Source organism: Chryseobacterium sp. JV274, assembly GCF_903969135.1.
Taxonomy (GTDB): Bacteria; Bacteroidota; Bacteroidia; order Flavobacteriales; family Weeksellaceae; genus Chryseobacterium.
The window spans coordinates 4,751,058-4,765,393 of the sequence record NZ_LR824569.1; the positions used below are offsets into that span (position 1 = coordinate 4,751,058).

14 protein-coding genes are annotated in these 14,336 nt (G+C 37.1%); 6 read left to right on the plus strand and 8 right to left on the minus strand.

The genetic code is table 11. The features are described 5' to 3' along the window. Positions 1-133: 133 nt before the first annotated feature. The 5 genes from trpD to CHRYMOREF3P_RS21930 form a co-directional block, all read right to left on the minus strand. Positions 134-1,120: an anthranilate phosphoribosyltransferase gene (trpD, locus tag CHRYMOREF3P_RS21910; protein ID WP_077415137.1), complete on the minus strand. Its 987-nt coding sequence runs from the start codon at positions 1,118-1,120 to the stop codon at positions 134-136. Positions 1,121-1,161: 41 nt separating this feature from the next. After that, positions 1,162-1,764 carry an anthranilate synthase component II gene (locus tag CHRYMOREF3P_RS21915; RefSeq protein ID WP_077415135.1) on the minus strand — a complete coding sequence of 201 codons (603 nt, stop codon included), beginning with the start codon at positions 1,762-1,764 and terminating at the stop codon, positions 1,162-1,164. An 87-nt stretch (positions 1,765-1,851) separates the two neighbouring features. Then, on the minus strand, positions 1,852-3,276 hold the full coding sequence (locus CHRYMOREF3P_RS21920; protein WP_180565522.1) for an anthranilate synthase component I family protein: 1,425 nt from the start codon (positions 3,274-3,276) through the stop codon (positions 1,852-1,854). Positions 3,277-3,531: 255 nt separating this feature from the next. Continuing rightward, positions 3,532-4,173 (minus strand): hypothetical protein, encoded by a 642-nt coding sequence (locus CHRYMOREF3P_RS21925; protein WP_077415131.1) that lies wholly within the window; start codon positions 4,171-4,173, stop codon positions 3,532-3,534. 264 nt (positions 4,174-4,437) lie between these two features. After that, on the minus strand, positions 4,438-4,890 hold the full coding sequence (locus tag CHRYMOREF3P_RS21930; RefSeq protein WP_180565523.1) for a cupin domain-containing protein: 453 nt from the start codon (positions 4,888-4,890) through the stop codon (positions 4,438-4,440). Between the two features lie 204 nt (positions 4,891-5,094). Between CHRYMOREF3P_RS21930 and CHRYMOREF3P_RS21935 the strand changes: the two genes are divergently transcribed. The 4 genes from CHRYMOREF3P_RS21935 to lysS all read left to right on the plus strand — a co-directional run bounded on the left by CHRYMOREF3P_RS21935 (position 5,095) and on the right by lysS (position 8,549). Further along, positions 5,095-5,313, plus strand: a complete 219-nt coding sequence (locus CHRYMOREF3P_RS21935) for a hypothetical protein (protein WP_047383346.1) — start codon at positions 5,095-5,097, stop codon at positions 5,311-5,313. After that, positions 5,313-5,687 carry a c-type cytochrome gene (locus tag CHRYMOREF3P_RS21940; protein WP_077415127.1) on the plus strand — a complete coding sequence of 125 codons (375 nt, stop codon included), beginning with the start codon at positions 5,313-5,315 and terminating at the stop codon, positions 5,685-5,687. The genes CHRYMOREF3P_RS21935 and CHRYMOREF3P_RS21940 overlap by 1 nt, the downstream gene beginning before the upstream one ends. A 3-nt stretch (positions 5,688-5,690) precedes the next feature. Next, complete coding sequence (gene rlmF / locus CHRYMOREF3P_RS21945; protein WP_180565524.1) at positions 5,691-6,620, plus strand: 23S rRNA (adenine(1618)-N(6))-methyltransferase RlmF; 930 nt, start codon at positions 5,691-5,693, stop codon at positions 6,618-6,620. 231 nt (positions 6,621-6,851) lie between these two features. Then, a complete protein-coding gene (gene lysS, locus CHRYMOREF3P_RS21950) occupies positions 6,852-8,549 on the plus strand; it encodes a lysine--tRNA ligase (protein ID WP_077415123.1) in 1,698 nt (565 codons plus the stop codon). 36 nt (positions 8,550-8,585) lie between these two features. On the opposite strand, the gene CHRYMOREF3P_RS21955 is transcribed toward lysS, so the two are convergent. Genes CHRYMOREF3P_RS21955 through CHRYMOREF3P_RS21965 form a run of 3 tightly spaced genes read right to left on the minus strand, consistent with a single transcriptional unit; the run spans position 8,586 to position 11,453 of the window. Continuing rightward, positions 8,586-9,101: a ClbS/DfsB family four-helix bundle protein gene (locus CHRYMOREF3P_RS21955; protein ID WP_077415121.1), complete on the minus strand. Its 516-nt coding sequence runs from the start codon at positions 9,099-9,101 to the stop codon at positions 8,586-8,588. A gap of 7 nt (positions 9,102-9,108) precedes the next feature. Further along, positions 9,109-10,113: a cytochrome d ubiquinol oxidase subunit II gene (locus CHRYMOREF3P_RS21960; RefSeq protein ID WP_077415119.1), complete on the minus strand. Its 1,005-nt coding sequence runs from the start codon at positions 10,111-10,113 to the stop codon at positions 9,109-9,111. Next, positions 10,110-11,453 (minus strand): cytochrome ubiquinol oxidase subunit I, encoded by a 1,344-nt coding sequence (locus CHRYMOREF3P_RS21965; RefSeq protein WP_180565525.1) that lies wholly within the window; start codon positions 11,451-11,453, stop codon positions 10,110-10,112. Before CHRYMOREF3P_RS21965 ends, CHRYMOREF3P_RS21960 begins: the two co-directional genes overlap by 4 nt. A gap of 233 nt (positions 11,454-11,686) precedes the next feature. Here CHRYMOREF3P_RS21965 and gyrB point away from each other — a divergent pair, with 233 nt between their 5' ends. Continuing rightward, positions 11,687-13,621 (plus strand): DNA topoisomerase (ATP-hydrolyzing) subunit B, encoded by a 1,935-nt coding sequence (gyrB, locus tag CHRYMOREF3P_RS21970; RefSeq protein ID WP_077415114.1) that lies wholly within the window; start codon positions 11,687-11,689, stop codon positions 13,619-13,621. An 82-nt stretch (positions 13,622-13,703) separates the two neighbouring features. Further along, complete coding sequence (locus CHRYMOREF3P_RS21975) at positions 13,704-14,126, plus strand: DUF5684 domain-containing protein (protein ID WP_180565526.1); 423 nt, start codon at positions 13,704-13,706, stop codon at positions 14,124-14,126. Positions 14,127-14,336 lie beyond the last annotated feature (210 nt).

Consider the following 14,336-nt stretch of genomic DNA (forward strand, 5'->3'; position numbering starts at 1 on the left):
TTAAGATGATAAGATAAATTAAGTTCCATCAAAGATGGAGAATGAAGGATGTCGCTGAATAAATAGCTTTAGCTATGATCTTAACTATTCTTCATCACTTAAAAATTCTTAACGGTTAAAAAAAATAATAAGACTAATTAATTAAAAGATTAAAACTGTTCAGTGCTTTTCCGCTTTGCAGACTTTCCTGGGCTAAAAGAAGACAGTTGTCATACGTTCCAAACCTGTGCGTGTTGTAAAGAGCTACCGAAGCATTCGCCAGAATCACAGAATTTTGTTGTTCTGTACCTTTTCCCTCCAGGATATTCATAAATATTTTTGCTGTTTCCTGAATAGAACTTCCAGCCTTAATATCTTCCAGCGTTACCGGATTGAAACCTAAATCTTCTGCAGAATATATTTCCTCCCCGTTTTTTGTGATGATTTTACTGTCATCGGTAAGACTTATTTCATCATATCCGTCAAGGCCGTGTACCAGAATAAACTCACGTTCCTCTTTTTGAAGGAGATACTGATAAATTCTCGCTATTTCCAGGTTGTACACTCCAATCATTGAATATTTGGGTTTTGCAGGATTCACTAATGGTCCCAAAAGATTAAAGAATGTTCTTAATCCTAAAGATTTTCTCAATAATCCAACCGATTGCAGCGCGGGATGAAAATAAGGAGCATGTAAAAAGCAGATGTTGGCTCTTTCAAGGTCTTCATTCAATTGTTCCGAGTTGTTTTTGAACTGATATCCCAGTTCTTCCAGTACATTGGATGAACCTGTGGTAGTGGAAGCACCATAATTTCCATGTTTGGTTACCTTCTGTCCGGCTCCGGCCACCACAAAGCTGGCCAATGTTGATATATTGATGGTATCTTTTCCGTCACCTCCCGTTCCCACAATATCAATGGCATTACTTGCCTCTATGTCTGCAGGAGCAGCCATCTGAAGCAGAGCCTCTCTGAAACCTTCCACTTCTTTCAGGGTAATATTTCTCATCAGGAAAACACTGATAAAGGCGGTAACTTCTGCGGCATTGAACTTATTCTGGGCAATCTCAATCATAGTAGCTTTAGCTTCTGATTTTGAAAGCGTATTATGGTTGAACAGGTATTGCAGTATTTCTTTCATTTGTGGTGTTTTTATTGTTGTTGATGGAATTTCTAATGTTTTCACGGTAAAAGAAAGTTTTTAATGATGACTTCTCCTTCGGGTGTTAAAATACTCTCAGGGTGAAACTGTACTCCGTGTACATCATAGGTTTTGTGCTGTAAAGCCATGATCATTCCGTCTTTGTCTACGGCTGTGATCTCCAGCTCTTCCGGAAACCCTTCGGGATTTACTGCCCAGCTGTGGTATCTGCCCACTTCCAGTCCTGAACTTAAATTTTTGAAAAGTTTTGTATTCTCTTTTACCAGTTCAGTAGTCGTTGCCACCCCGTGGAAAATTTCAGTCAGGTTAATAAGATTTCCTCCGAAAGCTTCAGCGATAGCCTGTTGTCCGAGACATACTCCAAGAATACTTTTCGTAGGGGCATATTCCTTAATAAGGTCTAATAAAATACCTGCTTCTTCAGGAATTCCAGGTCCCGGTGAGAGGATGATCTTGTCATATTTTCCAATTTCTTCAAGGGTAATTTTATCATTTCTTACCACATCTACTTTTTGATTCAGAATTCTTTCAATAATCTGGACCAGGTTATAAGTGAAGCTGTCATAGTTGTCAAAAACGAGAACTTTAAGCAGAGTCTGCTGAGTGTTTATATTGTTGTTCATTTCTTTTTTGTTAGGTTGTTTTTTTGCTAGTTGCTAGTTGCTAGTTGCTAGTTGCTAGTTGCTAGTTGCTAGTTGATTGGAACTATTTTATTTTTCAACTATTTTTTCTGCTTTTTCAACTGCTTTTTTAAGGGCATTCAGCTTGTTATTGACTTCCTGCAGTTCATTTTCCGGAACTGATTTTGCTACAATACCGGCACCAGCCTGGTAAAAGAGTGTATTATTTTTACTTAAGAAAGTTCTGATCATAATGGCCTGATTGCAGGTACCGTTCAATCCGATAATTCCTATACAGCCGCCATAATATCCGCGGGAATCTTTTTCGTATTGATTAATAAGTTGAAGAGCTTTATGCTTCGGTGCACCACTCAGTGTTCCCTGAGGGAAAGTAGCGGAAACCATTTCAAGAGGATTGATATCATCAGCCACATCAGCAGTCACTTCACTTACCATATGAATAACGTGAGAGAACAGCTGAATTTCTTTAAGTTTGCTTACCGTTACATTTTTTCCGAGTTTTCCAAGGTCATTTCTTGCCAGGTCAACCAGCATGGTATGTTCTGCATTTTCTTTAGGATCAGCTTTTAAAACCTCGATAGCTTCAAGATCCGTTTCCAGATTTCCTGTTCTTTTAGATGTTCCGGCAATTGGGTGGATAATTGCTTTATTGTTTTTGATGATTAATTGACTTTCAGGGCTTGATCCGAATAATTTATAATTTCCGTAATCAAAATAGAAAAGGTATGGAGAAGGGTTGATGTTTCTTAAAGAACGGTATACATTGAATTCATCACCTTTGAATTTCTGTTCAAATCTTCTGCTCAGAACCAGCTGGAAGACATCTCCGCGCATGCAGTGCTTTTGGGCTGTTTTTACCAGTTCGATATAGTCTTCATCAGTAATATTGGAAGTTTCCTTATCTGTTTTTTCGAAAGGATACACCGGAGTATTCTGGTTTTTAATAAGATTTTCCAACAGATGAAATTCAGATTTTACCCCATCAATAGAGTTTTCAATAATATACATTTCATCATTGAAATGGTTGATAGCGATCACGTATTGATATAATCTGTATCTCAGCACAGGAATTTCAACTTCCTTACTTTGTGCTTTAAGATTGATGTTTTCGAAAAACTGTACCGCCTCAAAACTTGTATAGCCAAAAAGGCTCTGAGCGGTCTGTTCTATAGGGTCGTTGGTTTCTTCACATTTAAAAATTTTCCTGAATTCTTCAAATATATCGGTGATATTGCGTTCCATCATGAATTGCTTTACAGGAGCAGAAGCAGGAAGCTTGATTTCATATTCGTTGAGGTTTTTCACTTCAATTCCTGCAATGGCATTCACTGCGATGAAGGAAAAATTATTATCAATACTTTTTGAATCCGAGCTTTCGAGAAGAATCGTATCACGGAATTTATCCCTGATCTTAAGGTAAATATTCATGGGAGTATGAAGATCTCCCAGTGTTTTTTTCGAAACAGTTTTTATTTTAATTGTGTCAGTGAACATCTTGTTGTTTTTTTATTTTTTATAAAGTTGAGGAATAAAAAAAGGCTTCAACGGTATCCGTCAAAGCCTATATATTGTTTTTTGATTATTCTGCTGTATGATTAGCAACATGACAATACCTTCAGACCCGACGAAGAGTTTGAAAGCCACCACCAAATATTGTTGCTCATTTTAAACATGGGACAAATGTAGAAATTTTTTTAATACAAAAACTAAAAAATAGTAAAAATTAAAAAAACTTAATATAATAACCTCCTATTTAAGGTGCTTACGCTCAAGTTGCAATTCTTTGATTTTCTCTTTGTAGGTTTCATCATCATAGTATTTTACATACTCTTCCAATGCTGCGATATATTCTTCAATGAATTCTTTATTCGTTTTGTCTGCCTCATACTTGGTTTTTGCAGAATTGACGGGAGCTAACTTTTCGTATTGGATTAAAATTTTTCCTTCTCTGGACTGATCATAAAGGATGACTATGTTCTTTTCATATCCCGGAATGTATTTTACAGGAATATCCTTGTCACCCGGTATTCTGATTGAATTTCTGATAGGATAGATTGCTGCAGAAGTGGTAGAGAAAAAAGTAGTGGTGTATTTCCCGTCCTGTTTCTTTACAATAGCTTCATAATCGTGGATATACATGTCGTTCAGGGTAGAATTGGTTTCTACATCAGACGTGATGATAGCGGTACTTTCCACTCCGTATTTGTTTAAAAACCATGCATTTAAAAACTGACCTCCAAACCCATTTAATATAGCCAGAGGAAGGATCGGGATCAGGAACCGTGCTTTTTTTGTCAGATAGGAGAGAAGTCCAAAGAACACAAACAACAGAATCACAGTATAAAAACCGTGATGGCTGGTGAAAAACAGAATTTTTGAAATTAAAACCATGCATTAAATATAATTATTTTATTTAAACGTTGAGATCGTAAAGATGTTATTAAATTATTATAATATGTTTGCAAAGGCTTTTTATTCAGTAAGATGTACAGTCATCAGATAATTTAAATTGTTGTTAATTTAAAGAATTTAAACGCTGAGATCGCAAGGATGCTATTAGATTATTATTAATATGCTCGCAACGGCGTTTCACTTAGCAAGGTCTGCTGTTATTAGCTAAACGAAGTGCCCTTGCGAACATAGCGTTTAAAACAACTATTTTACCGGTTCAGACAAAGGGATATCAGGAGTCCCGCTGTAGAAAACAATCAGGGTTGCTCCTTTATCTCCGGTTTTTCCTCTGTGGGCAATGTTGACCATTTCAGGAAGAACCTGACCTTTTCTTATCCATTGTGTTTTGCCGTCTTCTTTTCTCTCGATCTGTATTTCTCCTTTTTCTACATAAGCTGCATTAATGACAGGGTGTTTATGCCAGTCCAGAGCTCTGTTGGGAGGAACTGCAATCTTCAGAACCGATATTTCGGGCTGTGTTGTGGGATAGGCCGGATATACAGTTCCATCCCAAGACTTTGTCGTTTTTAAAAGTGTTACTGATTCAATTTTATCAGTATATTCTGATTGCGGCTCGTTCGATGAATTATCACAGGAAATAAGCAGGGAAGAGAGTACAGCAAAGAAAGCGGCACCCATTAAATTTTTTTTAGTCATAAACTTTTCAATTAATAGATTGATTTTTGGTTCGGATTATCCGTAATACAAAAATAACAAGCCGACTTAAAATTCCCTAGTGTTTGAGTTATTTTTTTATTGATCTGATTATAATTAAACCTTTAAAAAATATTTATCAAAGAAAACATTTGTCATAAGTTTAAAACTTTATTTTTTATATTTTTGCTTCCAAATTAGAAAAAAATGAAAAAAGTATTAGCAATCGCATTTATCGGAGGTTTATTAGTAGCAAGCTGCAAAAAAAAGCCAGATCACTCTTTACAGGATAGCAACACGATGATGGAAGAGCCAGAAGCAACAACTGTTGTAGATTCTACAGCTAAAACTGCTGCTCCTGCTGCTGCAACTCCGGCTACCACTGCTCCTGAAGCTGCTAAAACAGATTCTACAGCGAAGAAATAATGAAAAAAATACTTTTGGCAGGAATATTGGGTCTTATGATCGTTTCCTGTTCTAAAAAAGAAAATACAGCAGAAGTGGCAGCTTCTTCTGAGACAGCTGCTGTTTCAGAACCGGTACCAGCTAATCTTTCAGGTGATCAGATCATGGAAACATTGGATTGCTCAGGATGCCACTCTGTGAATGAGAGAATGATAGGACCTTCTTATAAGGAAATTGCAGGAAAGTACTCTGAAAAGGATACAGAACTGCTGGCTTCCAAAATTATAGAAGGCGGAAGTGGAGTATGGGGAAGTGTGCCTATGGCTGCCCATCCACAGGTATCTAAAGAAGATGCCAAAAAAATGGTGGAATATATTTTAAGTCAGAAGAAATAAAATATGTCCGCTGAAAAATCCAGTCTGCACACAAGAAATCTACATCGTAATCCCTATGATTTTGATGCGCTTATTTCTTGTGTGCCGGAACTGAAACACTTTGTTTTCGTTAATGCTTATCAGACGGTAACTATTAATTTCAGCATTCCAAAAGCGGTGAAACTGCTCAACAAAGCCTTACTCTTACATTTTTACCATATTAAAGGCTGGGATATTCCGGACACTAATCTTTGTCCTCCCATTCCCGGACGTGCAGATTATGTACATTATATTGCCGATCTTTTAACTGAACAATTGGATAAAATTCCTACAGGAAGTCCTGTAAAAGGGCTTGATATAGGAACAGGAGCCAATCTTGTGTATCCTTTAATCAGTCATCAATCTTATGGTTGGGCCATGCTGGGAACAGATATCAATCAGGATTCTTTGATCAATGCCCGGCATATTTTAGATCAAAATCCGGAACTTTCATCTGCCATTCAGTTGAAAAGTCAGCCCGATGCTGATCATATCTTTAAAAATATTATTGGTCCTGAAGACAGGTTTACTTTTACCATGTGCAATCCTCCTTTTCATGATTCGGAAGAAGCTGCAATGAAAGGGAATATCAGGAAAACAAAGAATCTTAAAATATCAAAATTCAAGCAGCCTTTACTTAATTTTGGTGGCCAACAGTCGGAACTTTGGTGTGAAGGAGGTGAACTGGCTTTTATCACTAAGGTGATTCATGAAAGTGCATTATTTTCATCACAGGTTCTTTGGTTCACGTGTCTGGTTTCCAAAAAAGACAATCTTAATAAACTCACCAACCTTTTAAAGAAAGTAAACGCTGTAGAGGTGAAAACCATTGATATGGCTCAAGGACAGAAAGTAAGCAGAATGCTTGCCTGGACGTTTATTCCTCAGAAGGAGAGGAGAACGTGGTTTGTATAAAAGTTTAAGGTTTCTGTTTTCATTGGTTATCATTGTCTTGATTTTCCATCAAAACTCACCATTCACTTGCGAAGCAAAATTCACTATTGACAGCATCCCGAATCTTATATCCCAATATCCCGAATCTCGTATCTCAACACCATTCCTCTTCACTTTTTAAAATTTCTTAAAAAAGCCATTGACGGTCAGGTCAAAAATGCCTAAATTTGTACGCTTTTAGAAAAATAAGAAATGCAATTATCAGAACAAGAAATCATTAGAAGAGAAAAGCTGAATAAGCTTACTGAAATGGGGATTAATGCGTTCCCTGCGGATGAGTATACCATTACAGATACTACAGAATCTATAAAACAGGACTTTTCTGAAAGTAAACAGGTAAAGATCGCTGGTAGATTGATGTCCCGCAGAATTCAGGGGAAGGCTTCTTTCGCAGAATTGCAGGATTCTAAAGGAAAAATCCAGGTTTACTTCAACAGAGACGAGATCTGTCCGGGTGAAGATAAAGAACTATATAATGAAGTATACAAGCACCTTTTGGATATCGGTGATATTATCGGTATCGAAGGAGAGTTGTTTACTACGCAGGTAGGAGAGATGACGGTTTTAGTAAAGAACTTTACACTTCTTACAAAGGCTTTGCGTCCTCTTCCTCAGGCTAAAACAGACGAAAATGGTGTTGTACACGACGGTTTTACAGATCCTGAATTAAGATACAGACAACGTTATGTAGATTTAACGGTAAATCCACAGGTTAAAGAAATTTTTGTGAAGAGAACAAAATTGTTCAATTCAATGAGAACATTCTTCAACGATGCAGGATACTTTGAAGTAGAAACCCCTATTTTACAGTCAATTCCTGGTGGAGCTGCAGCAAAACCGTTTATCACGCATCATAATGCATTAGATATTCCATTATATTTAAGAATTGCCAACGAATTGTATCTGAAAAGATTGATCGTAGGTGGTTTTGACGGAGTATATGAGTTCTCTAAAAACTTCAGAAATGAAGGGATGGACAGAACACATAACCCTGAGTTTACTGCTATGGAGATCTATGTAGCATACAAAGATTATAACTGGATGATGGATTTCACTGAGAAGTTATTGGAATTCTGCGCCACTCAGGTTAATGGAAATTCAGAATCTACTTTTGGTGAACACACCATCAATTGGAAAGCTCCTTATCCAAGAGTTTCCATGACAGAAGCGATTCTGAAATACACAGGATTTGATATTACAGGAAAAACAGAGAAGGAACTATACGATTTTGCCAAGTCTATCGGTATTGAGGTGAATGAGACGATGGGGAAAGGAAAATTAATTGATGAGATTTTCGGTGAGAAATGTGAAGGAAACTTCATTCAGCCGACTTTCATTACAGATTATCCGATCGAAATGTCTCCACTGACAAAGAAACACAGAAGCAAAGAAGGTTTAACAGAACGTTTTGAATTGATGGTATGTGGTAAAGAAATTGCCAATGCGTATTCAGAGCTTAATGATCCTATTGATCAGAGAGAGCGTTTTGAAGCACAGATGACTTTATCCGAAAGAGGAGATGATGAAGCAATGTTCATCGATCAGGACTTCTTAAGAGCATTGGAATATGGTATGCCACCAACTTCAGGGTTAGGAATCGGTATGGACAGATTAATCATGTTCTTAACAAATAACGCATCCATTCAGGAAGTATTATTCTTCCCTCAGATGAGACCTGAAAAAGCGGTTCCACAGATTGAGTTGGGAGAAGATGAAAAGGTAATCCTTGAAATCCTTAATTCTCAGGAAGAAGCAATGTCTTTAACTGAAGTAAAACAAAGAAGTCAGTTATCAGGTAAAAAATGGGATAAAGCTTCCAAAACTTTGACAAAGAACAATATTGTGAAAGTAGAGAAGATTGACGAAAATATTTTGATGAAATTGGCTTAAGATTTTTCAGGAAATATAAATATAAAAGGTACAGAGTTATTCTGTACCTTTTTCTTTTTTCCATTTCCGAAGCTGTGTCCTGAAATTTTTAAACGGAGCTACAGTATTGATATGAATCCACTTCCAGACGGGCCACTGAGCGGGTGTAGTTGCCCATTTTCTCTGTCCGGGGGTGAATAAGGTGTCATTGTCAAGATTTTCTATCCAATTAATAATTTTATTAACCTGATCTAGCAGAAGTTCTCTTTGTTTTTGTAAACTATGAGAACTATATTCATTATAAAAAGATTGATATAGTCCTCCTAGATTATTCCATTTATATTCAGGAGTAGGGGTTTTTACGTCTAATCCTTTTTGTTCATCAGCTTCCCATTGCAAAAGCAGGTGAGTCCAGCCCAATTGATAGGAAATATTTTGTGATGGAGTTTTGTCAACTCCGGGTTGCAGAAGGTCTTTTTCGTATTCTTTTATATCGTTAAATTCTTGATCATAGAGCAAATATCTTTTTTTGAGTTCCTCAATGAGTTCTGCTTTATCCTTATAAGTCTGCATATTTCAACTATTTTCTCAGCTTACTGAAAGAAGCCATCAGATAAAATAAAAACGGAAGAATAAATAAAGAGCCGAGCATCAAAGCCCATCCCAGTGCGGCAATGGTTTTTTCGGGAGCCATATGTTCCAATAATGAAAGATGCTGTCCGTTTCCTAATAAAATAATATTCGGATTATGCTGATACGTTGCAGCTACTAAAATCATGACCATTTGAAATCCTGCCAAAGCACGTACCGGAAGCAGTTTTTGTCGGTTCAGCGCTCTTAAAATAAGCAATAAGGCAATGGTAGCAAAAGCGATCGCCATAATTCCCAAAGGCTTGGAAAATACCCACATTAAAAGGGGAATATCTGAAATATACGCGGTCACAAATACCAATATTCCCGTAATCACCACAAAGATCGTGGTCTGCTTGGACTTTCTTATCATCAGTAAGAGGTCCACTTTATCACGGGTTTCTCTTAATGAAAAGATAGAAGCAAGATAGGCACACAATGCAACAGTGAACAGGCCTACAGAAACTCCAAACCAGTTCAGCCAGCTGAAAATATATAAATCCACAAAAGTTACTGCATCAGGATTGATAGAGTGGGAAACCGTTGCAGCGGCAATTAAGCCTAAAAAGAAAGGCGTTAAAAGACTCGCATAGTAGAAAATCTGGGTATATAAAACCTGCCAGTTATCTTTCACGGCATCATAATGTCTGAAGGTAAATGCTGTTCCTCTTGCAATAATACCTACAAGCATCAATACCAAAGGAATATGAAGATAGGTAGACATCGTGGTATAGATTTCGGGGAATCCTACAAAAAGAATTACAATCGCGATGATCAGCCACATATGATTGGCTTCCCATACAGGAGCAATAGACTCATACATGATTTCATGAGTCTTATGTCTGGCTTTTTTATTGGTGAAAAGTTCTACAATACCAGCTCCGAAATCTGCCCCTCCCAGAATAATATAAAGACAGATGGAAAGCCAGAGAAAACCTATAACAACGTAGATCATGATTTTTTGTTTTTATCGTTAAACTGAGGGTCGGTAGGATCGTAAAGTTTCGGTACCATTTGAATCTGTCTTCTTAAAAGAAAGATAAGAATCATTGATAATGATATGAAAATTGCCGTAAAGAAATAGAATGAATACTGTATTCCAGGCATTGGGGTTACCGCATCTATTGTTCTCATCACTCCATAAATGATCCATGGCTGTCTTCCCACTTCTGTTACTGTCCATCCCGCTTCCAGCGCAATATATCCAAAAGGCGTTGCTATTAAGAAGGTCTTTAACAGCCAGTTTTTACTCAGCCATTCTTTTCTGAAGAAAAAAGAATATAAATAAATAACCCCAATACCAATCATGACCACTCCGAAAAAGATCATGATCTGAAAAGCATAATGAACAACTGCAATCGGAGGCCATTCATCTCTCGGAAAATCTTTAAGACCCTTTACTTCAGCATTGAAATCATTACTCACCAGGAAACTTAAAACCTTCGGGATTTTCACAGCGTATTTTACTTCTTCTTTTTCTTCATCAGGAATTCCCCCGATGATAAATGAAGCTCCTTTTTCAGTTTCAAAATGAGCTTCCATAGCAGCCAGTTTTATCGGTTGCCTTTCCGCTACTGATTTTGCCGCAACATCACCGCTTAAAGGTGCTCCGAATGCTCCGATAAGGGCGAAACCTACTGCAATTCTAAATGCTTTGGTATGAAATTCAATATTTCTTTTTCGCATGATCATAAAGGCATGAACTCCGGCTACGGCAAACCCTGTGGCACAAAATGCAGCAACAGTCATATGAAGAGCCTGCGGAAACCATGCATCGTTGAACATCGCTTTGATAGGATCTATATTAAGATACTGTCCATTAATATAATCAAAACCTGTTGGAGAATTCATCCATGAGTTGGCTGCCACTACCAGAATTCCGGAAGCAAGTCCGCTTACTCCTACAAGAAATCCGCAGAACCAGTGAAACCATTTGTTGAATTTTTCCCAGCCATATAAAAAGAACCCGATGGCGATAGCTTCTATGAAAAAGGCGGTTCCCTCAAGTGAAAAAGGCATTCCGAAAATAGGGCCGGCATGTTTCATAAAACCAGGCCATAAAAGCCCCAGCTCAAAAGAAAGCATTGTTCCTGAAACAGCTCCGGTAGCAAAAAGGATGGCTACTCCTTTGCTCCATGCCTTTGTAAGACCTTTATAAACTTCATTATTGGTTTTTAGGTATTTCCAATGGGCAAAAGCCATAAGAAAAGGCATCACCATACCCACACAGGAGAATATGATATGAAAGCCCAGAGAAAGTGCCATCTGGGCACGGGCAGCAATAAAATCATCCATAATATCAACTTTTCAGTAAATAAATTTACGCATAAATTATTGATGTTGAGTATGATTTACAACAGTTGATATTTCAGGAATACCAATTAATTTTGATTCTTTTATGAATTGCTGTTCCTTATGTTTTCAATAAGAAAACTCTACATTTTTTTGACACTTTTTAACTTTCATACCTCGAAAAAAATCACGATATTTGTAAGTCTTTGCATAGAGCAAGATTTTTAATATTTAATATGAGTCAAAAACAATATACAGCTAGTAGTATTCAGGCATTGGAAGGAATGGAGCACGTTCGTATGCGTCCTTCAATGTACATTGGTGATGTAGGAACAAGAGGTCTTCACCATTTGGTTTATGAAGTAGTAGATAACTCTATTGACGAGGCATTGGCAGGATACTGCGACACAATCTTCGTTAGCATTAAGGAAGGAAACGGAATTGAAGTAAGTGATAACGGTAGAGGTATCCCGGTTGATTTCCACGAAAAAGAGCAGAAATCAGCCCTTGAAGTTGTAATGACAAAAATTGGAGCCGGAGGTAAGTTTGATAAAGACTCTTACAAAGTTTCAGGAGGTCTTCACGGAGTTGGGGTATCATGTGTGAATGCACTTTCCAATGAAATGGTTACTACTGTTTACAGAGACGGGAATGTTTATCAACAAATCTATTCTAAAGGAAAAGCACAGACTCAGGTTGAGGAGATCGGACATAGTGATAAAAGAGGAACAAAGCAGTTTTTCCAGCCGGATGATACCATTTTTACGGAACTGATTTACAACTATGATACATTAGCAAGCCGTTTAAGAGAACTTTCTTACCTTAATAAAGGAATTACAATTACACTTACTGATGAAAGAGAAAAACTGGAAGATGGTTCTTTCCGTTCAGAAATTTTTCATTCTCAGGGAGGATTGAAAGAATTTGTTGCTTATATCGATGGTAGCCGTGAATCTATTATGGAACATGTGATTTTCATGGAAGGCGAAAGAGATGATATTCCTGTTGAGGTGGCGATGCGTTATAATACGTCATTCAACGAAAATCTTCACTCTTATGTTAATAATATTAATACCCACGAAGGAGGTACTCACCTTGCAGGTTTCAGAAGAGCTTTAACAAGAACTTTAAAGAAATACGCAGATGAATTGGGACTTCCTGCAAAAGAAAAAGTAGAAATTACGGGTGATGACTTCCGTGAAGGATTAACAGCTGTAATTTCTGTAAAAGTAATGGAGCCTCAGTTTGAAGGGCAGACCAAAACAAAATTAGGAAACTCTGAAGTTTCTGGTGCTGTTGATAAGATTGTAGGGGAAATGCTTACAAACTTCCTGGAAGAAAATCCTAATGAAGCGAAGATAATCGTTCAAAAAGTTGTTTTAGCTGCCAAAGCAAGACAAGCTGCGAAAAAAGCCCGTGAAATGGTTCAGAGAAAATCTCCGATGGGAGGTTCTGGTCTTCCCGGAAAACTTTCTGACTGTTCATCCAAAGACCCGGCTGAATCTGAACTTTTCCTTGTAGAGGGAGATTCCGCAGGTGGAACAGCTAAACAGGGAAGAGACAGACACTTCCAGGCTATTCTTCCTTTAAGAGGTAAAATTTTGAACGTAGAGAAATCTATGCTTCATAAAGTATATGACAACGAGGAAATCAGAAATATCTATACCGCTCTTGGAGTATCTGTAGGTACTGAAGAAGATAGCAAAGCTTTGAATATGGCGAAGCTTAGATATCATAAAGTTGTGATTATGACCGATGCTGATATCGATGGTTCTCACATCTCTACTCTGATTCTTACTTTCTTCTTCAGATATATGAAGGAACTTATTGAGAACGGATATATTTATATTGCTCAACCGCCTTTATACCTGTTAAAGAGAGGTAATAAAAAAGTGTATGCATACAATGAAAAAGAACGTGAAGAGTTTACTTTAGAAATGTCTCCAGACGGAAAAGGGGTAGAAGTACAACGTTACAAAGGTCTTGGGGAAATGAACCCTGAACAGCTTTGGGAAACAACCCTGAATCCTGAACACAGAATTCTGAAACAGGTAACTATTGATAATGCAGTGGAAGCAGACAGTGTTTTCTCAATGTTAATGGGAGATGAGGTTCCGCCGAGAAGAGAGTTTATCGAGAAAAATGCGAAATATGCAAAAATTGATGCATAAACGTTTTTAAAAATATAATAAAAAAAGCTTCTAATTATTTAGAAGCTTTTTTTATATTTGGACAAACCAAAAAAACAATAATATGTTAACTCTTTTACAAACAGACCCTTATAATGGGGCAGATGCAGTGTCTGGTGCAACCGCTGCAGGATTAGGACTCGGAACAATGTTCTTCGGTCTATTATGCTATATATTCTATGGATATTGCATGTACAAAATCTTTCAGAAGGCAGGAAGACAAGATGCCTGGGCCGCTTTTATCCCGATTTATAATTCAATAGTATTGCTGGAAATAGTGAAAAAACCAATATGGTGGATCATTCTTTTCTTTATTCCGTTGGTAAACATCTATGCATTTTGGGTTGTATATGACAGACTTGCTAAAGGTTTTGCCAAAGAAACTCCTCTGTACACTATTCTGATTCTCCTTTTCGGATTTATCTTTATTCCTGTACTGGGACTTGGAAGTGATCAGTATGATAGTAAACTGGTTCCAAATGATTAAAAAGAAAATGTAAAAACATAAAGACTTCAGAAATGAGGTCTTTTTTTTATTGTAGAATTAATTGTACTTCTGTTTATTATTAATTCTACAGATTTTGAATTATATGAATCATAATTTATTTTAAATTTGAAACGCAGACAATATGGAGTTTACCACTTCATGGCACAGAATAAATATCTAGAATAAGTATAAATATTCTGTTTTAACTTT

What these genes read in the sequence shown, in the direction of transcription:
- trpD (WP_077415137.1), bottom strand. Translation starts at nt 1,120, where the DNA reads ATGAAAGAAATACTGCAATACCTGTTCAACCATAATACGCTTTCAAAA.
- CHRYMOREF3P_RS21915 (WP_077415135.1), bottom strand. Translation starts at nt 1,764, where the DNA reads ATGAACAACAATATAAACACTCAGCAGACTCTGCTTAAAGTTCTCGTT.
- CHRYMOREF3P_RS21920 (WP_180565522.1), bottom strand. Translation starts at nt 3,276, where the DNA reads ATGTTCACTGACACAATTAAAATAAAAACTGTTTCGAAAAAAACACTG.
- CHRYMOREF3P_RS21925 (WP_077415131.1), bottom strand. Translation starts at nt 4,173, where the DNA reads ATGGTTTTAATTTCAAAAATTCTGTTTTTCACCAGCCATCACGGTTTT.
- CHRYMOREF3P_RS21930 (WP_180565523.1), bottom strand. Translation starts at nt 4,890, where the DNA reads ATGACTAAAAAAAATTTAATGGGTGCCGCTTTCTTTGCTGTACTCTCT.
- CHRYMOREF3P_RS21935 (WP_047383346.1), top strand. Translation starts at nt 5,095, where the DNA reads ATGAAAAAAGTATTAGCAATCGCATTTATCGGAGGTTTATTAGTAGCA.
- CHRYMOREF3P_RS21940 (WP_077415127.1), top strand. Translation starts at nt 5,313, where the DNA reads ATGAAAAAAATACTTTTGGCAGGAATATTGGGTCTTATGATCGTTTCC.
- rlmF (WP_180565524.1), top strand. Translation starts at nt 5,691, where the DNA reads ATGTCCGCTGAAAAATCCAGTCTGCACACAAGAAATCTACATCGTAAT.
- lysS (WP_077415123.1), top strand. Translation starts at nt 6,852, where the DNA reads ATGCAATTATCAGAACAAGAAATCATTAGAAGAGAAAAGCTGAATAAG.
- CHRYMOREF3P_RS21955 (WP_077415121.1), bottom strand. Translation starts at nt 9,101, where the DNA reads ATGCAGACTTATAAGGATAAAGCAGAACTCATTGAGGAACTCAAAAAA.
- CHRYMOREF3P_RS21960 (WP_077415119.1), bottom strand. Translation starts at nt 10,113, where the DNA reads ATGATCTACGTTGTTATAGGTTTTCTCTGGCTTTCCATCTGTCTTTAT.
- CHRYMOREF3P_RS21965 (WP_180565525.1), bottom strand. Translation starts at nt 11,453, where the DNA reads ATGGATGATTTTATTGCTGCCCGTGCCCAGATGGCACTTTCTCTGGGC.
- gyrB (WP_077415114.1), top strand. Translation starts at nt 11,687, where the DNA reads ATGAGTCAAAAACAATATACAGCTAGTAGTATTCAGGCATTGGAAGGA.
- CHRYMOREF3P_RS21975 (WP_180565526.1), top strand. Translation starts at nt 13,704, where the DNA reads ATGTTAACTCTTTTACAAACAGACCCTTATAATGGGGCAGATGCAGTG.